The organism is Bradyrhizobium sp. PSBB068 (genome assembly GCA_016839165.1).
Classification (GTDB): domain Bacteria; phylum Pseudomonadota; class Alphaproteobacteria; order Rhizobiales; family Xanthobacteraceae; genus Bradyrhizobium.
The window spans coordinates 1491469-1510963 of record CP069300.1; the positions used below are offsets into that span (position 1 = coordinate 1491469).

General features: G+C 66.4%; 22 protein-coding genes. 16 read left to right on the forward strand and 6 right to left on the reverse strand.

Annotated features, from left to right (window positions below; all coding sequences use genetic code 11):
• Positions 1-17: 17 nt before the first annotated feature.
• From JQ507_07100 to hemC, 5 genes are all read left to right on the forward strand, one after another.
• On the forward strand, positions 18-518 hold the full coding sequence (locus JQ507_07100; protein ID QRI71251.1) for a hypothetical protein: 501 nt from the start codon (positions 18-20) through the stop codon (positions 516-518).
• 130 nt (positions 519-648) lie between these two features.
• Complete coding sequence (locus JQ507_07105) at positions 649-2067, forward strand: M20/M25/M40 family metallo-hydrolase (protein QRI71252.1); 1419 nt, start codon at positions 649-651, stop codon at positions 2065-2067.
• Positions 2067-2885, forward strand: a complete 819-nt coding sequence (locus JQ507_07110) for an aspartate dehydrogenase (GenBank protein QRI71253.1) — start codon at positions 2067-2069, stop codon at positions 2883-2885. The genes JQ507_07105 and JQ507_07110 overlap by 1 nt, the downstream gene beginning before the upstream one ends.
• Positions 2885-3505: a bifunctional nicotinamidase/pyrazinamidase gene (gene pncA, locus JQ507_07115; GenBank protein QRI71254.1), complete on the forward strand. Its 621-nt coding sequence runs from the start codon at positions 2885-2887 to the stop codon at positions 3503-3505. Before JQ507_07110 ends, pncA begins: the two co-directional genes overlap by 1 nt.
• Positions 3506-3606: 101 nt before the next feature.
• Positions 3607-4578, forward strand: coding sequence for a hydroxymethylbilane synthase (hemC, locus tag JQ507_07120; GenBank protein QRI73231.1), 972 nt, complete (start codon positions 3607-3609; stop codon positions 4576-4578).
• 8 nt (positions 4579-4586) lie between these two features.
• Here the strand turns inward: hemC and JQ507_07125 are convergent, their stop codons facing one another.
• Both JQ507_07125 and JQ507_07130 read right to left on the reverse strand, forming a co-directional pair.
• Entirely contained in the window at positions 4587-5375 is a 789-nt protein-coding gene (locus JQ507_07125) for a crotonase/enoyl-CoA hydratase family protein (protein ID QRI71255.1), read from the reverse strand.
• A 32-nt stretch (positions 5376-5407) separates the two neighbouring features.
• Positions 5408-6655 carry a Rieske 2Fe-2S domain-containing protein gene (locus tag JQ507_07130; protein ID QRI71256.1) on the reverse strand — a complete coding sequence of 416 codons (1248 nt, stop codon included), beginning with the start codon at positions 6653-6655 and terminating at the stop codon, positions 5408-5410.
• Between the two features lie 150 nt (positions 6656-6805).
• Between JQ507_07130 and JQ507_07135 the strand changes: the two genes are divergently transcribed.
• On the forward strand, positions 6806-7660 hold the full coding sequence (locus tag JQ507_07135) for a LysR family transcriptional regulator (GenBank protein QRI73232.1): 855 nt from the start codon (positions 6806-6808) through the stop codon (positions 7658-7660).
• On the opposite strand, the gene JQ507_07140 is transcribed toward JQ507_07135, so the two are convergent.
• Genes JQ507_07140 through JQ507_07150 form a run of 3 tightly spaced genes read right to left on the reverse strand, consistent with a single transcriptional unit; the run spans position 7657 to position 10199 of the window.
• Positions 7657-8349, reverse strand: a complete 693-nt coding sequence (locus JQ507_07140; protein ID QRI71257.1) for a DUF1045 domain-containing protein — start codon at positions 8347-8349, stop codon at positions 7657-7659. The genes JQ507_07135 and JQ507_07140 overlap by 4 nt on opposite strands.
• Positions 8350-8364: 15 nt before the next feature.
• Positions 8365-9537: an alpha-D-ribose 1-methylphosphonate 5-triphosphate diphosphatase gene (locus JQ507_07145; protein QRI71258.1), complete on the reverse strand. Its 1173-nt coding sequence runs from the start codon at positions 9535-9537 to the stop codon at positions 8365-8367.
• Positions 9534-10199, reverse strand: coding sequence for a chloramphenicol acetyltransferase (locus JQ507_07150; protein ID QRI71259.1), 666 nt, complete (start codon positions 10197-10199; stop codon positions 9534-9536). The genes JQ507_07145 and JQ507_07150 overlap by 4 nt, the downstream gene beginning before the upstream one ends.
• A gap of 210 nt (positions 10200-10409) precedes the next feature.
• Between JQ507_07150 and phnC the strand changes: the two genes are divergently transcribed.
• The 4 genes from phnC to phnE (JQ507_07170) all read left to right on the forward strand — a co-directional run bounded on the left by phnC (position 10410) and on the right by phnE (JQ507_07170) (position 14044).
• On the forward strand, positions 10410-11225 hold the full coding sequence (phnC, locus tag JQ507_07155) for a phosphonate ABC transporter ATP-binding protein (protein QRI73233.1): 816 nt from the start codon (positions 10410-10412) through the stop codon (positions 11223-11225).
• A 76-nt stretch (positions 11226-11301) separates the two neighbouring features.
• Positions 11302-12234 carry a phosphonate ABC transporter substrate-binding protein gene (gene phnD, locus JQ507_07160; GenBank protein ID QRI71260.1) on the forward strand — a complete coding sequence of 311 codons (933 nt, stop codon included), beginning with the start codon at positions 11302-11304 and terminating at the stop codon, positions 12232-12234.
• A gap of 80 nt (positions 12235-12314) precedes the next feature.
• Positions 12315-13199, forward strand: a complete 885-nt coding sequence (phnE, locus tag JQ507_07165) for a phosphonate ABC transporter, permease protein PhnE (GenBank protein ID QRI71261.1) — start codon at positions 12315-12317, stop codon at positions 13197-13199.
• On the forward strand, positions 13196-14044 hold the full coding sequence (phnE, locus tag JQ507_07170) for a phosphonate ABC transporter, permease protein PhnE (protein QRI71262.1): 849 nt from the start codon (positions 13196-13198) through the stop codon (positions 14042-14044). The genes phnE (JQ507_07165) and phnE (JQ507_07170) overlap by 4 nt, the downstream gene beginning before the upstream one ends.
• Before the next feature lie 52 nt (positions 14045-14096).
• Here the strand turns inward: phnE (JQ507_07170) and phnF are convergent, their stop codons facing one another.
• Complete coding sequence (gene phnF / locus JQ507_07175) at positions 14097-14822, reverse strand: phosphonate metabolism transcriptional regulator PhnF (protein QRI71263.1); 726 nt, start codon at positions 14820-14822, stop codon at positions 14097-14099.
• A gap of 104 nt (positions 14823-14926) precedes the next feature.
• On the opposite strand from phnF, the gene phnG reads away from it, so the two are divergent.
• Genes phnG through phnL form a run of 6 tightly spaced genes read left to right on the forward strand, consistent with a single transcriptional unit; the run spans position 14927 to position 19495 of the window.
• The gene (gene phnG / locus JQ507_07180; protein QRI71264.1) at positions 14927-15397 is read left to right on the forward strand and encodes a phosphonate C-P lyase system protein PhnG; all 471 of its coding nucleotides are present in this window, start codon (positions 14927-14929) and stop codon (positions 15395-15397) included.
• Positions 15398-15401: 4 nt separating this feature from the next.
• A complete protein-coding gene (gene phnH, locus JQ507_07185) occupies positions 15402-16010 on the forward strand; it encodes a phosphonate C-P lyase system protein PhnH (GenBank protein QRI71265.1) in 609 nt (202 codons plus the stop codon).
• A gap of 3 nt (positions 16011-16013) precedes the next feature.
• Complete coding sequence (locus JQ507_07190; protein ID QRI71266.1) at positions 16014-17117, forward strand: carbon-phosphorus lyase complex subunit PhnI; 1104 nt, start codon at positions 16014-16016, stop codon at positions 17115-17117.
• Positions 17114-17998 carry an alpha-D-ribose 1-methylphosphonate 5-phosphate C-P-lyase PhnJ gene (locus JQ507_07195; GenBank protein ID QRI71267.1) on the forward strand — a complete coding sequence of 295 codons (885 nt, stop codon included), beginning with the start codon at positions 17114-17116 and terminating at the stop codon, positions 17996-17998. The genes JQ507_07190 and JQ507_07195 overlap by 4 nt, the downstream gene beginning before the upstream one ends.
• A complete protein-coding gene (phnK, locus tag JQ507_07200) occupies positions 17991-18788 on the forward strand; it encodes a phosphonate C-P lyase system protein PhnK (GenBank protein QRI71268.1) in 798 nt (265 codons plus the stop codon). Before JQ507_07195 ends, phnK begins: the two co-directional genes overlap by 8 nt.
• Before the next feature lie 8 nt (positions 18789-18796).
• On the forward strand, positions 18797-19495 hold the full coding sequence (gene phnL / locus JQ507_07205; protein QRI71269.1) for a phosphonate C-P lyase system protein PhnL: 699 nt from the start codon (positions 18797-18799) through the stop codon (positions 19493-19495).

The following is a 19495-nucleotide window of genomic DNA, read 5'->3' on the forward strand; positions in this document are numbered from 1 at the left end:
CTCATGGGGAGAGTTTGATGAAATTCATCGGTATTGTGTTGGGCGCCGCACTGTCGGCGATGGCGACGGCTGCCTCGGCCGATGTGGTCAGGCATCCGATTCCCAACTCGACATTCCCGATCGCGCAGGCTGTGACCGTCACCGGCAACACGACCACGGTCTATGTCAGCGGCCAGGTGCCGCCGGTCGTCAGCAAGGACGCCGACCCGTCGAGCCCGCAGGCCTATGGCGACACCAAGACCCAGACCGTCGGCGTGCTCAACCGCATCAAGGGCATTCTCGAAGGCCAGGGCCTTGGCATGGGCGACGTCGTCAAGATGCAGGTGTTCCTGGTCCACAACGCGTCGGCCCCGATGGACTTCAAGGCCTTCATGGAGGGCTACACCCAGTTCTTCGGCGGCAGCCAGCCGAACCTGCCGGCACGCTCGGTGGTCGGCGTCGCGGCCCTCGCCAATCCCGGCTTCCTGGTCGAGATCGAGGTGATCGCGGCCAAGGATACTAACAAGGAAGCCAAATAAGGACTCCAAATAGGATGCGCGAAACTGCGGAGCATGCGCGCGGAAATTGAAGGGCTCAGCGTCTTGCCAAAGCGCGTGCCGCCTGTCTGAATTCGTCGCCAATCAGGCGGTCGAATTCTGGGAGAGCACGATGTCGTACAAGGCTAGAGACATGGTTCGATCGCTGCGGCTCGCGGCCGCGCTTGCACTGATCCTGCTCGCGTCCGGCGCCAGTGCCGAGGGGCTGACCGAGCAGCAGCAATTTGCCCGCGGCATCTACCAGGAGCTGGTCGAGATCAACACCACCACCGCGACCGGCGATACCCAGAAGGCGGCGGAAGCGATGGGCGCGCGGCTCCGCGCGGCGGGCTTCCCCGAGGGCGACGTGCAGGTGTTCTCGCCCGCGCCGCACAAAGGCAATCTGGTGGCACGCCTGCACGGCTCCGGCGCGCGCAAGCCGATCCTGCTGGTCGCCCATATCGACGTCGTGCCCGCCAACCGCGAGGACTGGACGGTCGATCCGTTCAAGCTCACCGAGCAGGACGGCTATTTCTACGGCCGCGGCTCGAGCGACGACAAATACATGGCTGCTTCCTTCGTCACCAATTTGATCCGCTACAAGAAGGAAGGCTACAAACCCGACCGCGACATCATCGTCGCGCTGGAGACCGATGAAGAGATCGGCGACACCAATGCCCTCGGCATCCAGTGGCTGATCAAGAACCACCGCGACCTGATCGATGCCGAGTTCGCGCTCAACGAAGGCGGCGGCGTCGGCCTGAAGAACGGCAAGGCGATCCGCAACAGCGTGCAGACCAGCGAGAAGATCTCCACTGCCTACCAGCTCACGGTCACGGACCGCGGCGGCCACTCATCGCTGCCGCGCAAGGACAACGCGATCTATCGCCTCGCCGAAGGCCTGGTTCGGCTGTCGAAATACGACTTCCCGATGAATCTCAACGAGACCACGCGGATCTATTTCGCCAAGACCGCCGAGACCGAGAGCAAGCAGAACGCCGACGACATCCGCGCCATTCTGGCGCCGCAGCCGGATCCGGCGGCGCTGGCGCGGCTGTCTGAGATTCCCGGCTACAACGCGCAGCTCCGCACCACCTGCGTCGCGACCATGCTGCATGGCGGCCACGCCATCAATGCGCTGCCGCAGCTTGCGACCGCGGGGGTGAATTGCCGGATCCTGCCCGGCGAGCCGGTCGAGGGCGTGCAGGCCCAGATCGAGCGTGCGCTCGCCGACAAGCGGATCGAGGTGAAGGGCGGCAAGGCGACGTTGAGCCCGCCGTCGCCGCTGAACGAGGAGATCATGGGATCGATCGAGAAGCTGTCGAAGGAGTTCTGGCCGGACGCTGCGGTCGTGCCGGTCATGAGCACCGGCGCCACCGACGGCCTGTTCCTGCGCAATGCCGGAATTCCGACCTACGGCCATTCCGGGCTCGGCGCCGATGTCGACGACAACCGGAATCATGGCAAGGACGAGCGCGTGCTCGTCAAGTCGTTCTACGAAGGCCAGGAGTATCTCTATCGCCTGGTCAAGATGCTCGCCGGCGGGAAATGATGGCTGACAACAAGACAAAATTGCGGGTAGCGGTCGCCGGTCTTGGCGCGATCGGCACTGATGTCGTCAAGGCACTCGATCGGGGCATCGAGGGCCTGACGCTGGTTGCGGTCTCCGCGAACAGCCCCGACAAGCATCGCGGCTGGATTGCGGAGCTCAAATCCGCGCCGAAGCTGGTGCCGATCGCTGAGCTGGCCGATGTCGCCGACATCGTGGTCGAGTGCGCGCCGAGCAGGGTGGTTCGCTCGATCGTGGCGCCGGTTGTGGAGCGCGGCAAGACCGCAGTGGTGCTCAGCGTCGGTGCGCTGTTGCAGAACGGCGACCTCGTCGATCTCGCCAACGCGCATGGCGGCCAGATCATCGTGCCGACGGGCGCGCTGATCGGGCTCGATGCGGTGACGGCCGCGGCGATCGGGACCATCCATTCCGTGAAACTGGTGACACGAAAGCCAGTCGCGGGCCTGCTCGGCGCGCCGCATCTGGTCGAGAACGACATCCGGATCGAGGGCATCACCGCGCCGCTACGCATCTTCGAGGGGAGCGCACGCGACGCTGCCAAGGGCTTTCCGGCCAATCTCAACGTCGCGGTGGCGCTGTCGCTCGCCGGCATCGGACCCGATCGCACACGGGTCGAGATCTGGGCCGACCCGACGGTGACGCGCAACACCCACCGGATCGAGGTCGATTCTGATTCTGCGCGGTTCTCGATGATGATCGAGAACATCCCCTCGGAGAATCCGAAGACCGGCCGCATCACCGCGCTCTCGGTGATCGCCTGCCTGCGCAAGCTGCGCGCGTCGTTGCGGATCGGCACCTGATGAAGATCGGGCCCGACGACCTGCTGCTGATTATCGACGTGCAGAACGATTTCTGCCCGGGCGGCGCGCTGGCGGTCGCGGACGGCGATGCCGTGGTGCCGGTGGTCAACCGGCTCGCGGAGCGGTTCGACCATGTTGTCCTGACCCAGGACTGGCATCCGGCGGCTCACAGCTCGTTCGCGAGCTCGCATCCGGGCGCGGCGCCGTTCTCCTCGATCACGATGCCCTATGGGCCGCAGACGCTGTGGCCGGATCATTGCATCCAGGGCACGACGGGCGCCGCGCTTCACCGCGGGCTTGCGGCCGACCGGGCCGAGCTCGTGATCCGCAAGGGATTCCGGGCCGCGATTGATTCCTATTCGGCGTTCTTCGAAAACGATCGCACCACGCCGACCGGGCTCGCCGGCTATCTGCGCGAGCGCGGCCTGAAGCGCGTCGTGATGGCGGGGCTGGCGACGGACTTTTGCGTGCAGTATTCGGCGCTCGATGCGCGGCGGCTCGGCTTCGAGACCACGGTCGTGTTATCCGGCTGCCGCGCCATCGATCTCGGCGGTTCGCTCGCCGTCGCCACCGCCGCGATGCGCGAGGCTGGCGTCGCGCTTGTTGAGGAGATTGCCTGAGCCGGCCAAGCGGGGGCAAAAACCATTGTTTTGACTGGCCTTTTGTTCTAATCCCCAGCCGTTGATGACCACGCAGCGGAGCTTTCGTGTCGGGACAGGTTTTGCGGATCGGGACGCGCAAGAGTGCGATGGCGCTCGCGCAGACGGACGAGGTCGCGCGGCTGCTGCGCGCCTCGGCGGCCGACCTTGCCGTCGACATCGTCAAGTTCGAGACCCGCGGCGATGCGGACCAGACCAGCAAGCTGCTGCGACACGGCGGCAAGGGCGGCGCCTTCGTCGCCGAGATTCGCGAGGCGATGCGTGCCGGCACGCTGCAGGCCGCGATGCATTCGCTGAAGGACGTGCCGGGCAATGAGGAGACGCCGGGGCTCGTCCTCGCGGCGATGCTGGCGCGGGATGCCGCCAACGACAGCCTCGTGCTGCGTCCCGGGTTGTCGCTGGACACGATCCGCGCCGCGCGCGGCAAGGGCTTCATGATCGGCACCAACGCGGTGCGCCGCGCCGCCTATCTGCGCCGGCTGTTTCCGGAAGCGACCGTGATCCACTATCGCGGCGCCGCCGACACACGCGTTGCAAAGCTCGATCGCGGCGACAAGCAGCGGCTGCCCGATGGCGGCGAGGTGGGGCCGGCGGATGCGCTTGTCATGGCGCGCTCCGGCCTCGAGCGCATCGGCATGACGGCGCGCGTTGCACATGATTTCTCCGTCGCCGAGATGCTGCCCGCGGTCGGCCAGGGGATCGTCGCGGTCGAATGCGTCGACACCGATTGGGCGACGCGTGCGCGGCTTGCTGCGATCGACAACGCGCCGTCGCGGCTTGCCGCCGAGGCCGAGCGCGAGGTGCTCTGGGTGCTCAACGGCCACTGCAATTCGCCGATCGCCGGCCACGCCACGCTCGCGGGCAGCGAGTTGACGCTGCGTGCTGCCGTGCTGGATGAGGCCGGCGCCGGCTTCATCGAGGTGACGCGACGAGGGCCCGCCGAGCGGCCGCGCGAACTCGGCCGCGCCGTCGGCATGGAGCTCCTGGAGAAGGGCGCCGCCGAGATCATCGCGCGCACCCGGGTGGACGAGTAACGCGCTGCTCAGCCGATGTCGGCGAAATCGCCGTGCCGGCCCTTGCCGCTTGCGAAGCGGCGGGCGCCGGCCTCGGTCTCGCCGGTCGCGACCGTCGCAAGCCCGAGGCGGAATTCGTTCAGCGTGGCCTGTTCCCAGCCGAGCTCCCATTGCTCGATGGCGGAGAGTCGGTCGCTGCGTAGCGCCGCCTGCGGCAGGCGGCAGAGATCGTCGGCGAGGCTGCGCGCCTCGGCGAGCGCCGTGCCCGGTGCGACCACGCGGTTGACGAGCCCGATCCGCCCGGCCTCCTCGCCGGAGACGCCGCGGCCGGTGAGGATCATGTCCATCGCTCGGCTGTGCCCGATCAGGCGCGGCAGGCGCACGGTGCCGAGGTCCATCAGCGGCACGCCGAAGCGCCGGCAATAGACGCCGAAGGTGGCGTCGGATGCGGCGACGCGGAGATCGCACCAGATCGCAAGCTCGAGTCCGCCCGCCACGGCCGGCCCCTCGACCGCGGCGATCACCGGCTTCGACAGCTTCATGCGGGTCGGGCCCATCGGGCCGTCGCCGTTCTCGACACGATGGCCGCGATGGCCGGTCGCGGTGCGCTTGAGGTCGAAGCCGGCGCAGAACGCGCCGCCCGCGCCGGTCAGGATCGCGACCGACAGCGACGGATCGCGATCGAACGCGCGGAACGCCTGCGCCAGCCCCTGCGCGGTCTCCGGATTGACCGCGTTGCGCGCCTCGTCATAGCGATCGATGGTCACGATCGCGATCGCCTGCTCGGTTCGATATTTGACGGTCGGGTGGTTCAGCATGCTCGGTCCTCGGTGCGCAATATTGATGCAGATCAGCGGGCGCTTGCGCCGCGCTCGATGATCGCGGCCAGGTTCTGATGAAAGTGCCTGATCGCACCTTCGAACAGGCCGAAGGTGAAGTGATCGTTGGCCCGCGTTGCGAGCCCGCGCTGTGCGGCGCAGGCCATCTCGCGATCCTCGGCCGCGCCCGCGGTGACGAAGTCGCGTCCCTGGGCGACCGCGGCGCGGCCATCGTCCGCCGCGATCTGGTTCGACAGCGTGTAGGTGACGAGCCGGGTGCGGTCCACGGCGAGCGGCTCGAGCACCGTCATCAACCGGTTGGTCGGGAAGGTCGACAGCATCACGTTCGGAAACAGGTGATAGACGTGGGTCAGCATGCCGGCCGTCCGGCGCTCACCCGGCGGCACGTTGCGCAGCTTCTCGATGCGTCGATAGGGGAAGCTGATCCGGCTGTTGCGGCCGAACGATTCGATCACGTTGAGGTTGTCGTATTGCAACGGATAGAACGTATCCTGATGCGTCGAGCGGATATGGTAGCCCTCGAGGAAGCCTTCGGCGACGATCTTCCAGTTCGCCTCGACCTCTTGCATGACGGTCGAATAGAGTGTCCAGTCGTCGCCGAACAAGGCCGGCAAGTCGCTGGCATCTGTCGCCGCGGCGGGATCGTCCTGCGAGACGAACACCAGGCCATCGCGCTCGATGCAGGTGACGGGCACGAGACCATGCGTGGTCTTGTCGAGCCCGGGAAAACCATGGTCGTCGGGGATGCCGCGCAGCCGGCCGTCGAGGCCGTAGGTCCAGCCGTGGTAGCGGCAGGTCAGCGCCTTGCGGCAGCCGGCGCCGTCGACCAGCTGCACGCCGCGGTGCCGGCATGCATTGCGGAAGGCGCGTGCGACGCCGTCGGCGCCGCGGATCGCGACAACAGGCGTCAGCGCCGCATCGCGCGCGACATAGGCGCCGATCTCTGCGAGCGCGGCCGACGGGCAGAACGGTGTCAGCGTGCGGCGGAACACGTGGTCGATTTCGGCCGCGAAGCGATCCTGCGACAGATAATGCGCGACGGGTTCATGCCAGACGCCGTCGCTGAGATCGGTCGATTTCGCGTCGATATGGTTGAGGATGCGATCGACGATGGATGCTTCGTCCGCGAGCTGTGTCGTCATCGCCGTTCTCCCGCTCGGTTGGCCGGGCTTGCCGCCGGTCTGGTTCGTGGGACAGGATTTCGCATTGCGCCGCGCGCGACAAGCGAAAGCTGCCAGGTTCGGATGAATGGCATTCATCCGAACCTGATTTTTCGCGCGACATCGGGGGCGGCTCGCCGTTAGGATCGGCCGATGAGCAGGAACAATCCACGACCGCGGCGCCGGTCAGCCTCGCGGGGAAGGGACGACCTCGCCGCGGCGAGCCTTCGGCCGGCGCACCTGCTGGCGCTGCAGGCGTTCGATGTCGCGGTCAGGCTCGGCAGCTTCAAGGAGGCTGCGGGCGCGCTGAATGTCAGCGCCTCGGCGATCAGCCACCGCATCCGCAATCTCGAAGCCCATCTCGGCGTTGCGCTGTTTCACCGTGCCCACCGCGTGGTTCGGCCGACCCACGCAGGGGAGAAGCTGGCGGCCGCAACCGGCCGCGCGTTCGCATCATTGGCACAGGCGGAGTCCGCGGTCGAGGCGGCCGGCCAACGCCGGCTGCGGCTGAAGGTGCTGCCGCAATTCGCGTCGGCCTGGCTGATCCCGCGGCTATCCTCGTTCCTCACCCGGCATTCCGAGGTCGATCTCGCGATCGAGACCTCGAACCGCAACGTCGATTTCGACACCGAGACGTTCGATGCCGGCATCAGCTTCGGGCCCGACAAGCCCGAGGGCGTCGTCGCGCATCGCCTGATGGATGTGAGCACCGTTCCAGTCGGCGCGCCGGCGCTGGCGCGGCGGTTGAAGCTGCGCACTGCCGCCGACCTCGGGCGTGCCGTGCTGATCCATGTGACGACGTTCCCGGCGGCCTGGCCGCTCTGGTTCAAGCATGCCGGTGAACCGATGCCGCCGGCAATGCGCGCGATCTCGGTCGACAGCTTTGTCGCCGCGCTGCAGGCCGCCGAGCGGGGTGCCGGCGTTGCGCTCGCGCTCGAGCCGTTCATCGCGGAAAGCGAACGGCGCGGCACCATCCGCCGGCTCTTGCCGGTCGGTCACGTCACTGGCAGTTACTGGCTGGTTCATCCGTCCGGCGCGCAGCGCAATCGCGCGCTGCAGACGTTCAAGAAGTGGCTTCTGGCCGAACTCGCGAAGCGGGACTAGCTCGCCTGCAAGAGCCAGCTTCCGATGATCCGGAAGCGTGAGGCCGGCTCCGCCTGCTTGAACAGCGCGATGCGGTCGATCGCGAGCGTCGAGAGGTCGACTGCGGCGAACCGCTCGCGCAGCCGCGCCACGATAGGGCCGCGCCGCTCGTCGCTCAGCCGTCCCGTCAGCGTCATGTGGAAGCGGAATTCCTCCATCACGTAGGGATAGCCCCAGCGGTCGAGATAGTCGCATTGCCGCGCGGTGAGCCGTTCGGGCTTGCGCCGCGCGCGATCCTCAGCCGTCAGTGGTGCGCGGAACGGGTCGAACGCGGTGACGCAGTCGGCGGCAAGCTGTTGCAGATCATCGGAACGGCTCGCCGGAATCACGGCGATGAAGCCGCTGATGGCATCGACCACCGGTTCGATCACAGGAATGCGCCGCGCGCGGCCGGCGAAGGCGGCACAGGCATCGAGAAGCGCGGCCTCATTGCTGCCGTCGGCGAGCGCGGTTGGCGCCTTCAGCGTGGCGTGGAAGCCGTACTTGCGGGGGTCCTCCGTCACCTCGCGCCAGTCCGGCGTGACGCCATCGGGAAACGGCAGGTCGTCGCCCGACACCGCATCATAGCCGAGCAGTGCCGAACCGAAGCGGTGCAGGGCGCTGTCGGGTGACGGCGCGTAATAGATCGCGTAGCGCGGTGTAGTGGTCATGACAGCAGAGCCGAACTACGCCGCCGCAACGGTCTTGCGCGGCGCGATCGAATGAACGAGGCAGCTCGCATCGGCCAGATGCACCAGCCGTCCGGACGAGATCACCGCGACGATGCGCGGCCGCAGCGGCACCTTGTCGTCGACGACGATGATGTCGGCGCGGCGGCCCGCCGCGAGCACGCCGCGATCGACGAGCCCTGCCGCGCGTGCCGGTGCCGACGAGATCAGGTCCCAGGCCCTGGCGAGCGGCAGGATGCCGTCAGCGGCGAGGCGGAAGGCGGCGAGCAGCTGCGCCGGATAGTAATAGTCCGACGCCAGCACCGAGCAGAGCCCCTGTGCGATCATGTCGGACGCCTTGGTCCAGCCGGTGTGGCTGCCGCCGCGCACCACGTTGGGCGCGCCGAACACGATGAAGTCGCCGGCGGCCGCGGCGTCGCGCGCGGTTTCTTCATTGACGGGGAATTCGGCGATCGTGGCGCCCAGCGCGCGAAACTCCTGACGCATCACCGGAGTGTTGTCGTCATGAGAGAGCATGCGGATATCGGCCGCGCGTGCCGCGGCGGCCAGCCGCGCGATCGAGGCCGGCACTTCGGGACGGCGCGCGACCACCTGGTCGAGCATCTCGTTGATGGCCTCGACCGAGAGCCCGGCCCGTTCGGCCAGCTGGTTGCGCTTCTTCGGCTTCACGTTGCTGTGGTCATTGAAGGCGAACAGGTCGATCCGACCTTCGCTGAGCCATTGAATGATCTCGGTCTCGGCGTCGAGATTGTGGGTCTCGTGGCGCAGATGGAAACGCGTGTCGGCGGCGAGCTGCGGCCGCAGCGCCTCGATCGCATCGAGCAGCTTCCGCGCATTTTCCGCACTGCGCAGGCCAGGCTCCCACGACCAGGTCGTGCCATGGAAGACGGTGGTGATGCCGTTGGCGATCGCCTGCCGATCGCTGTCGATCAGTGCCACGTCGGTCGGGAAGTCGACGCTTGGGCGCGGCATCATCTGCCGCTCGAACGCATCGCCGTGCAGATCGATGATGCCGGGCAGCACCAGGAGGCCGCTGGCATCGATATGAAGCGCGGCGCGCCCCTGTTCGGTGTCGAGCGCGCCGATGTCGCGGCCCGCGGTGCGCAGCGAGGTCTCTACGAATGCACCGTCAACCAGCGCGCGCCCGCCCTCGATGAAAATGTCCGTCACGATGTCGCGCTCCGTTGTTTTGCTTTTGATTGAGATACGGCTTCGGCCTCGTACTTGTCGAGGAATTCCTCGACCGCGAGCTTGCGAAAGTCGGGCAGAACACGACGAAGTGTCTCGTGATCCCAGTCCCACCATGCGAGTGCGGCGAGGCGATCCGCGACATCCTCGGAAAAGCGCCGCTTCACCGGACGCGCGGGATTGCCGGCGACGATGGCATAGGCGGGCACGTCCTTGGTGACGATCGCACCGGCAGCGACGACCGCGCCGGTTCCGATGTTCCGCCCAGCGAGCACGATCGCGCCATGACCGATCCAGACGTCATGGCCGATATGCACGTGGTGCGCACGTCGCCAGTTGAAGAAGTCGGTGTCGTCGCTCTCTCCGGGAAAATAGGCGCTGGCGCGGTAGGTGAAATGCGCCTGGGTCGCGCGATGCATCGGGTGGTTGCCGGGATTGATCCTGGTCATCGCCGCGATCGAGCAGAACTTGCCGATCGACGTGTAGGTGATCTGGCTGTCGTTCACGACGTAGGAATAGTCATCCATGCTGACTTCAAGCAGGATCGTGCGTGCGCCGACCTCGGTATATTTGCCGAGCTTGCTCTCGCGAACCGACGCAGTCGGGTCGACGGTCGGCACAACCGAGAGTGTTTTTCCGGCCATCAGGGCCTCCGCTGATCTTGCAAATCGTTGGCTTCCGGGGAGATGTGCGCTCGTCATCGGGATGCTTGATGACAACATCATGACGTCGCGGTGACAGCAAGGGGTGGACAAAGACGGGTGTGAACGATCGCCGCACCGCAGCGCAACCGTCACATAACTGTAAAACGCCGGGGATAGCGATGGCCCAACGTGACGCGGTTGGAGCATTACATGCTGGTGGTGGAAGGTTTGACGTGCCGTTTCGGCGCAAAAGCCGCGGTCGACAACGCGTCTTTCTCGATTGCGCCGGGCAGCTTTGTCGGCGTGATCGGCCGCTCCGGTGCCGGCAAATCGACGCTGCTGCGGATGATCAACCGTCTCGCCGATCCGACCTCCGGCCGTATCCTGTTCGAAGGCACTGACGTGACCGCGCTGCGCGGCAAGGCGCTGCGGCAGTGGCGGGCGCGTTCGGCGATGATCTTCCAGCAATTCAATCTGGTCGGCCGTCTCGACGTGCTGACCAACGTGCTGATGGGCCGGCTTGCCCAGATTCCGTCATGGCGCTCGCTGGCGCAGGTCTGGCCGGAGCAGGACAGGGCGCTCGCGCTGTCCGCACTCGAGCAGTTCGACATCGCCCAGCTCGCGGCGCAGCGCGCCGACCAGCTCTCCGGCGGCCAGCAGCAGCGTGTCGCCATCGCCCGCGCGCTGGTGCAGGAGCCCGACATCATCCTTGCCGATGAGCCGATCGCTTCGCTCGATCCGCGCAACACCAAGATCGTGATGGATGCGCTGCTGCGCATCAACAAGCATTTCGGCATCACCGTGCTCTGCAATCTGCACTCGCTCGACCTCGCGCGCACCTACTGCGACCGTCTGGTCGGTATGGCGGCCGGCCGCGTGGTGTTCGACGGAGCGCCTGCGGCGCTCACCGACCATATCGCCCGCGAGCTCTATGACCTCGAGGCCAATGACGTCATCGGCGCGGCGCCGCTGCCGGCGCCCGACGGCGCGACCGCGCCGGCGCTCGGCACCGCTGCCGCGGCCTGAGCGTCGCGTCATTTTCAATCCGAGAGGCCGGGCATTTTGCCCGGCCAACAGGTGCAACTACAGAACAGGGGTAGTCATGATCACTCGTCGCATCATTCTGGCCGGCGCTGCCGCGCTGGCTTTTGCCGGTTCGGCCTCCGCGCAGGACTGGAAGGCAAAGTATCCGGAGCTCACCTTCGCGGTGGTGCCGGCCGAGAACGCCTCGGGCGTCACCGAACGCTGGACGCCGTTCGTCGCGTATCTGTCGAAGGAGCTCGGCGTGAAGGTCACGCTGCGCATCGCCAATGACTACGCGGCCGTCATCGAAGGCCAGCGTTCCGGCAACATCCAGATTGCCAGCTACGGCTCGGCCTCGTTCGCCCGCGCCCGCCTGACCGGCGTCAAGACCGACGCCTTCGCCAACGACATGAACGCCGACGGTTCGACCGGCTACTATTCGGTGTTCTTCGTCAAGGCCTCGAGCCCCTACAAGAAGGTGGAAGACCTGAAGGGCAAGAACCTCGGCCTGGTCGATCCGAATTCCACCTCGGGCAACAACGTGCCGCGCTTCGAGCTCGACAAGATGGGCATCCACGATGCCGAGGGCTTCTTCGGCAAGGTCGTGTTCACCGGCAGCCACGAAAACGCCGTGCTGGCGCTGGCCCAGGGCACCGTCGACATCGCGGCCAACCAGTGGACCAACGAGGACGACTCGACGCTCGCTCAGATGCTGACCAAGGGCATGCTGAAGAACGCCGACGGCTCGGCAATGAAGAAGGACGACTTCCGTATCATCAACAAGTCGTCGCCGATCATCAACGGCCCCTACGCCTACAACACCGACCTTCCGGAAGATCTGAAGGCGGCGATCGCCAAGGCCTTCTTCGACGCGCCGACCAAGGACAAGGCCGCCTTCGACCGTCTCTCCGACGGCCAGAAGAAGGGCTTCCATCCCGCTACGACCAAGGATTGGGACAGCACGATCGAGCTGATCAAGTTCGTCGACAGGCTGCGCAAGAAGGCGAGCTGATCGCCTCCCGGAAACGAACCGGGCCGGGTTTCAATAACCCGGCCCGTTGCATTTGACCTCCAGCCAAACCGACCAGAACGATGGCCACTGCCGTATCCATTCTTCCAGCCCAGCAATTGGCGGTGCTGGAAGACGCCTACCGCAAGGCGGTCGCGCGCAAGCGGCTGAAGGGCGCGCTGGCCACCGCGGCGTTTTGCATCGTTCTGGTCATCGCGGCCTTCGGCGCCGAAGTGAATTTGCGCACGCTGTTCACCTATTTCGGCAACTTCGTCAGCTATTTCGATCGTATTCTCACGCTCGATTCCGGCGCGCGGGTCTGGACCGATCCCGGCGAATGGTTCTGGGGCTGGCATAAATGGCTGAGGATGCTCGGCGAGACGATCCTGATCAGCTATGTCGGCACGCTGACCGGCGCGGTGCTCGCTTTCGCGCTGAATTTCTTCGCCGCCCAGAATACCTCACCCGGACCGTGGGTGCGCTTCGTCGTCCGCCGTCTGCTGGAATTCGCCCGCACCGTGCCGGGCATCGTATTCGCGCTGATCTTCGTGATCGCGTTCGGCCTCGGCCCGATGGCCGGTGTGCTCGCGATTGCGATCCACACCACCGGGGCTCTCGGCAAGCTGTTCGCCGAGATCGTCGAGAACGCCGACATGAAACCGGTAGAGGGCATCCGCTCCACCGGCGCAAGCTGGCTGTCCTGCATGCGCTTTGCCATCCTGCCGCAGGTGTCGGCGGGCTACGCCAGCTATGCGCTGCTGCGGTTCGAGATCAACGTCCGCGAAGCGTCGGTGATGGGCTTCGTCGGCGCCGGCGGCATCGGGCAGGAGCTCGTGGTCGCGATCCGCAAGTTCTACTATTCCGACGTCAGCGCCATCCTCGTCACCATCATCGTCACCGTCTTCATCATCGACATCTCGACCGGCTGGCTGCGCGGCCGGCTGTTCGGTAAGGAGACCCGCCGATGAGCCAGATGCCGAAGCCGGACGCTGCGGAGCTGCGGGCCAAATATCCCGGCGTGTTCGAGCGGCCCGCATCGGCGCGGCTGGCGATGCCGGCCATGATCGCGGCAGCGCTCGCGATCTTCGTCTACGGCCTGGTCGATCTCGACTTCTCGCCGACCAGGCTGATCGCGGGGATGAGCCAGCTCGGCTGGATCACCATGATGATGATCCCGCCGAATCCCGGTTCGTCGTTCCCGCTCTACATGCAGGCGCTCGGCGAGACGCTGTCGATCGCGCTGCTTGGTACCACGCTTGCCGCGCTGCTGGCGCTGCCGGTCAGCCTGCTCGCGGCGCGCAACATCATCCCGTCGAACCTGATCCGCTTTCCGGTGCGCCGCTTCCTCGACTCGATCCGCGGCGTCGATACGCTGATCTGGGCGCTGGTCTGGATCAACGTCGTCGGCCTCGGCCCGTTCGCCGGCGTGCTGGCGATCATGGTGTCGGACTTCGGCGCGTTCGGAAAGCTGTTCTCGGAGGCGATCGAGGCGGCGGATCGCAAGCAGGTCGAGGGTATCAGGGCCTCCGGCGGCAATGCGCTGCACGAGATCCGCTTCGGCCTGCTGCCGCAGGTCTTGCCTGTGATCGCCGGGCAGGTGCTCTACTTCATCGAGTCCAACACCCGTTCTGCCACCATCATCGGCATCGTCGGCGCCGGCGGCATCGGCCTGCAGCTCGCCGAGCAGATCCGCGTGCTGGAATGGCAGAAGGTGTCGTTCCTGATCCTGATGATCCTGATCGCGGTCGCCGCGATCGATTTCATCTCGAGCAAGCTGCGCTTTGCCATCATCGGCCAGCGCGCCGTCGTGTAGCGTCTCCTCTGCCTCTCCCCGCAACAGCGGGGCGAGCCAGAAGCACACTACGTCAGCCGTTCTCGACCAGAAACTCGACGCGCTCGGCGGCGAAGCGCGAGCGCTTGGTCACCAGCGGCTGGTCAGTCAGATCGACGTCGGTCGAATCGACCACGAGCACGGGCCGTCCCAGCGGCAGATCGAGCCGCGCCGCGTCGGTGGCGTCGGCGATCGCCGCGGTGATCCTTGTCGAGGAGCGCCGGTAATCGCGGACGCCATAATGCGCCAGCAGCTTGGTCATCGAGCGGACATCGGCGAACACGCTGCCGGCATCGGGAAATCGCTCCGCCGACAGCCAGGTGGTGGAGACGCAGATCGGAGTCCGATCCGCGAAGCGCACGGCCTCGATCCGGATCAGCGGCGCGCCGGTCTTCAGGCCGAGGTCGCGCGCGAGTTCGCGGTTGGCGAGGTCGCTGCTTGCCTCGATCAGCTGGCCGCGCGGTTCGTGACCTTCGGCGCCGACGATCTCCGAAAACCGCGTGCGTGAGCGCAGCGGATAAGCGAGGCGCTGGGCTTCGACATAGGTGCCGCTGCCGCGCTCGGCGCGCACCAGGCCGCGCTCCGCGAGTGCGGCGAGCGCCCGCCGCACGGTGTGGCGGTTGACCCGGTAAGTCTCGGCGATCTCCATCTCGCCCGGCAGTTTTTCACCGGCGGCAAAGCGGCCGTCAGCGATGCCGCGCTCGATGCCGTCGGCGACCTGCCGCCACAAGGCGACGCCGGAACTCTCCTGCATGCTCATCGCGCGGTGATACCAGAAATCTTCGGTTTGTCACGAAACAGTCATGGCGCTCGGCTATCAAGTTGTCTATTATCATAGACAACTTGATGCAAGCAAGGTTGCGCATGAGTTCGACCAATTCGACCGGACCAAACAGCAAGCAGGCGCAGCGCAAGGCCGCGATGTCGGTGCTGGCGCACTCCGCCGCTAGCGACATCGCAGGCCGGCTGGCGGCGATCACGTTGCCCGGGCATGAGAACCTGCGCGAGCCCGAGAACGGCCTCGTGATGATGCGCGGGCGGGTCGGCGGCGACGGCGCGCCGTTCAATCTCGGCGAGGCGACGGTGTCGCGCGCGGCGGTGCGGCTTGCGAGCGGCGAGGTCGGCTTCGGCTACACGCTCGGCCGCGATGCCGAGAAGGCACGGATGATCGCGCTGTGCGACGCCATGGTGCAGTCGGCGGAGTTGTCCGGCGAGGTGGAGGCCAAGGTGATCGCGCCGCTGCGGGCCGCCATGAATGCCGAGCGTAGCCGCAAGGCTGCCGAGACCGCGGCGACGCGGGTCGATTTCTACACGATGGTGCGCGGTGAGGGATGATGCAATGACGACGATTGCCGAAATGCCCGCAGGCTTTGCCGACAAGGTGCTGTCGGCGCAATCAACCTTCCGCTCCGTGATGGATGCGATGGCGCGCCCGGGCAGCGTGCAGCGCGTCGCCGCCAGCGTCGGAACGCCGGCCGGTCTGATGCGCGGCGCGGCCGCGATCGCGCTGACGCTGTTCGATCACGATACGCCGATCTGGCTCGACGCTGCGATGTCCGCAACGCCCGATGTCGCCCGCTGGCTCAAGTTTCACGCCAGCGCGCCGGTGGTCGAGGATTCTTCGATCGCAAGCTTTGCGCTGATCGGAGATGCCGCGAACCTGCCCGCACTGGAGTGCTTCGCGTTCGGCAGCGGCGAATATCCGGACCGCTCGACCACGCTGATCCTGCAGATCGACAGCCTGACGCAGGGGCCGGCCTTCGAGCTGAAGGGGCCCGGCATCGACGGCAGCGCGGTGCTGCAGGCGATGATCAAGCCGCGCGATTTGTTCCAGCGGCTGTCGATCAACGAGGCCCTGTTCCCGCGCGGCATCGATGTCGTGCTGGTCCATGACGACAATATTGTCGCGATCCCGCGCACCACGCGGCTGATCGCAAGCGGAGTGTGAGCGATGTATGTAGCGGTCAAGGGAGGCGAGCGCGCCATCGAGAACGCTCATCGGTTGCTTGCGCATGAGCGGCGCGGCGATCGCGATGTGCCCGAGGTGACGCTGGCGCAGATCTCCGAGCAACTCGCGCTCGGCGTCGACCGCGTGATGACCGAAGGTTCGCTCTACGATCGCGAGCTTGCGGCGCTCGCGATCAAGCAGGCACGCGGCGACATGATCGAGGCGATCTTCCTGGTCCGCGCCTTCCGCGCCACGCTGCCGCGCTTCGGCGCCACCGAGCCGGTCAATACCGGCGAGATGCAGGTGCGGCGGCGCATCTCCTCGACCTTCAAGGACGTCCCGGGCGGCCAGATCCTCGGGCCGACCTTCGACTACACCCATCGTCTGCTCGATCCGCAGCTCGCGGAAGGCTTTGTGCCGGAGCAGCCGGAGACGGCGGAGGCTTCGCAGGCAGCGACGCCGCGGGTGACCGACATCCTCGGTCGCGATGGTTTGATCGAAGCGTCGCCGCAGGCAGATGGCGACGCGCCGGTCGGCGACCTCACGCGCGAGCCGCTGAGCTTCCCGGCCGATCGCGACCTGCGGCTGCAGAACCTGGCGCGCGGCGACGAAGGCTTCCTGCTTGCGCTCGGCTATTCGACGCAGCGCGGCTACGGCCGCAACCATCCCTTTGCCGGCGAGATCCGCTTCGGCGAGGTCGAGGTCGAGTTCTTTGCCGAGGATGCGGGCTTCGCCGTGCCGCTCGGCTCGATCGAGCTGACCGAGTGCCAGATGGTCAACCAGTTCAAGGGTTCGACCACCGAGGCGCCGTGCTTCACGCGTGGCTATGGGCTGGCCTTCGGGCAGAGCGAGCGCAAGACCATGTCGATGGCGCTGGTCGATCGCGCGCTGCGTGCGCGCGAGCTCGGCGAGGAGGCGGTGGCGCCGGCACAGGACGAGGAATTCGTGATGTCGCACTCCGACAACGTCCAGTCGACCGGCTTCGTCGAACATCTCAAGCTGCCGCATTACGTCGACTTCCAGTCCGAACTCGGCCTGCTGCGCAAACTACGGCAGGAATTCGCCGAGGCCAATCAGGCGGTCGAACTGCAGGAGGCCGCGGAATGAACGCGCCGACGTATAATTTCGCCTATCTCGACGAGCAGACCAAGCGGATGATCCGCCGTGCGATCCTGAAGGCGATCGCGATTCCCGGTTATCAGGTGCCGTTTGCGAGCCGCGAGATGCCGATGCCCTATGGCTGGGGCACCGGCGGCGTGCAGGTGACGGCCGCGATCCTCGGCCCCGACGACGTGTTGAAGGTGATCGACCAGGGCTCGGACGACACCACCAACGCGATCTCGATCCGCAAGTTCTTCGGCAAGACCGCTGGAGTCGCGACCACGACCTCGACCGCCGACGCGACCGTGATCCAGACCCGGCACCGGATTCCCGAGGCGACGCTGCATGAGGGGCAGGTGATGGTCTATCAGGTTCCGATCCCGGAGCCGCTGCGTTTCCTCGAGCCGCGCGAAACCGAGACGCGGCGCATGCATGCGCTCGCCGAATACGGGTTGATGCACGTCAAGCTGTACGAGGACATCGCGCGCTTCGGCCATATCGCGACCGCCTACGCCTATCCGGTGAAGGTGAATGCGCGCTACGTGATGGACCCGTCGCCGACCCCGAAATTCGACAATCCGAAGATGGACAATTGCGCGGCGCTGCAGCTGTTCGGCGCCGGCCGCGAGAAGCGCATCTACGCGATCCCGCCCTACACCACTGTGGTCTCGCTGGATTTCGAGGACCATCCGTTCACGCGCTACCGCTTCAACGCGCCCTGCGCGCTGTGCGGCGCCGATAACTCATATCTCGACGAGATCGTCACCGACGACAAGGGCGGCCGGATGTTCGTCTGCTCCGATACCGACTTCTGCGAGCAGCGCCAGGCCGCCGGCCATCACGGCACCGAGAGCGCAGCACCGCACAAGGAGAAGGCGAATGTCTGAGCTTTCGAGCCTCGACACCGATCAGCCGCTGCTGGTGGCCGAGGGGCTTGCCAAGAATTACGGCCGGCTGCCGGCCTGCCGCGACGTCTCGTTCGCGCTGTATCCCGGCGAGGTGCTGGCGATCGTCGGTGAATCCGGTTCGGGCAAGTCGACCTTGCTGCAATTGCTCTCGGCGCAGCTCGCGCCGAGCGCAGGAAGGGTGTCCTACCGGATGCGCGACGGCGTGCTGCGCGATCTCGCCGAGCTCGGCGAGGCGGAGCGGCGTTTCCTGTTCCGCACCGACTGGGGCTTCGTGCATCAGGACCCGGCGCAGGGCCTGCGCATGGGCGTTTCGGCCGGCGCCAATGTCGGCGAGCGGCTGATGGCGGTCGGCTGGAACCACTACGGTCGAATCCGCGACACCGCGTCGACCTGGCTGGAACGGGTCGAGATCGATGTCGGCCGCATCGACGACGCGCCGAAGACCTATTCCGGCGGCATGCGGCAGCGGCTGCAAATCGCGCGCAACCTCGTCACCGAGCCGCGGCTGGTGTTCATGGATGAGCCGACCGGCGGCCTCGACGTCTCGGTGCAGGCGCGCCTGCTCGATTTGATGCGCAATCTGGTCAGCGAGCTTGGCCTTGCCGCCATCGTCGTGACCCACGACCTCGCCGTCGCGCGCCTGCTGTCGCATCGCGTGATGGTGATGAAGGGCGGCCGCGTCATCGAGACCGGCCTCACCGACCAGGTGCTCGACGATCCCCGCGAGCCCTATACCCAGCTGCTCGTTTCCTCGATTCTGCCGCCATGAGCTTGCCAATGACCGCGATGATCGAACTTGCCAATGCCGAGAAGACCTTCACCATGCATCTGCAGGGCGGCGTCGAGCTGCCCGTGGTGCGCGGCGTCTCGTTCCACGCCGATCCCGGCGAGTGCGTGGTGCTGTCGGGCCCGTCGGGCGCCGGCAAATCCTCGATCCTGAAGATGATCTTCGGCAATTACCGCTGCGACAGCGGCCGGATCGGCATCCGCCACAACGGCAGGGTTGTTGACCTTGCGACCGCCGAGCCGCGTCAGGTGCTGAGCATCCGCCGCTCGACGATCGGCTATGTCAGCCAGTTCCTGCGCGCGGTGCCGCGGGTGGCGACCATCGACGTCGTCGCCGAGCCGTTGATCGTCAACGGCGTGGCGCGCGAGGAAGCCCGCGAGCGTGCAGGCAAACTGCTGCGCCGGCTCAACATTCCGGAGCGGCTGTGGTCCTTGCCGCCGTCGACCTTCTCCGGCGGCGAGCAGCAGCGCGTCAACATTGCACGCGGATTCATCTCGGACCTGCCGATCCTGCTGCTGGACGAGCCGACCGCTTCGCTCGATGCGGCGAATCGCGCAGTGGTGGTCGAGCTGATTGCGGAAAAAAAGACCAGGGGCGTCGCGATGGTCGCCATTGTCCATGACGACGAAATCCGTCATCTGATTGCCGATCGCATCGTCGATGTGACCTCGTTCGCTGCTGCTGCCTGA

Coding starts and splice junctions, on each gene's coding strand:
- JQ507_07100 (QRI71251.1), top strand. CDS start 18: ATGAAATTCATCGGTATTGTGTTGGGCGCCGCACTGTCGGCGATGGCG.
- JQ507_07105 (QRI71252.1), top strand. CDS start 649: ATGTCGTACAAGGCTAGAGACATGGTTCGATCGCTGCGGCTCGCGGCC.
- JQ507_07110 (QRI71253.1), top strand. CDS start 2,067: ATGGCTGACAACAAGACAAAATTGCGGGTAGCGGTCGCCGGTCTTGGC.
- pncA (QRI71254.1), top strand. CDS start 2,885: ATGAAGATCGGGCCCGACGACCTGCTGCTGATTATCGACGTGCAGAAC.
- JQ507_07125 (QRI71255.1), bottom strand. CDS start 5,375: ATGCTGAACCACCCGACCGTCAAATATCGAACCGAGCAGGCGATCGCG.
- JQ507_07130 (QRI71256.1), bottom strand. CDS start 6,655: ATGAATGCCATTCATCCGAACCTGGCAGCTTTCGCTTGTCGCGCGCGG.
- JQ507_07140 (QRI71257.1), bottom strand. CDS start 8,349: ATGACCACTACACCGCGCTACGCGATCTATTACGCGCCGTCACCCGAC.
- JQ507_07150 (QRI71259.1), bottom strand. CDS start 10,199: ATGGCCGGAAAAACACTCTCGGTTGTGCCGACCGTCGACCCGACTGCG.
- phnC (QRI73233.1), top strand. CDS start 10,410: ATGCTGGTGGTGGAAGGTTTGACGTGCCGTTTCGGCGCAAAAGCCGCG.
- phnD (QRI71260.1), top strand. CDS start 11,302: ATGATCACTCGTCGCATCATTCTGGCCGGCGCTGCCGCGCTGGCTTTT.
- phnE (QRI71261.1), top strand. CDS start 12,315: ATGGCCACTGCCGTATCCATTCTTCCAGCCCAGCAATTGGCGGTGCTG.
- phnE (QRI71262.1), top strand. CDS start 13,196: ATGAGCCAGATGCCGAAGCCGGACGCTGCGGAGCTGCGGGCCAAATAT.
- phnF (QRI71263.1), bottom strand. CDS start 14,822: ATGAGCATGCAGGAGAGTTCCGGCGTCGCCTTGTGGCGGCAGGTCGCC.
- phnG (QRI71264.1), top strand. CDS start 14,927: ATGAGTTCGACCAATTCGACCGGACCAAACAGCAAGCAGGCGCAGCGC.
- phnH (QRI71265.1), top strand. CDS start 15,402: ATGACGACGATTGCCGAAATGCCCGCAGGCTTTGCCGACAAGGTGCTG.
- JQ507_07190 (QRI71266.1), top strand. CDS start 16,014: ATGTATGTAGCGGTCAAGGGAGGCGAGCGCGCCATCGAGAACGCTCAT.
- JQ507_07195 (QRI71267.1), top strand. CDS start 17,114: ATGAACGCGCCGACGTATAATTTCGCCTATCTCGACGAGCAGACCAAG.
- phnK (QRI71268.1), top strand. CDS start 17,991: ATGTCTGAGCTTTCGAGCCTCGACACCGATCAGCCGCTGCTGGTGGCC.
- phnL (QRI71269.1), top strand. CDS start 18,797: ATGACCGCGATGATCGAACTTGCCAATGCCGAGAAGACCTTCACCATG.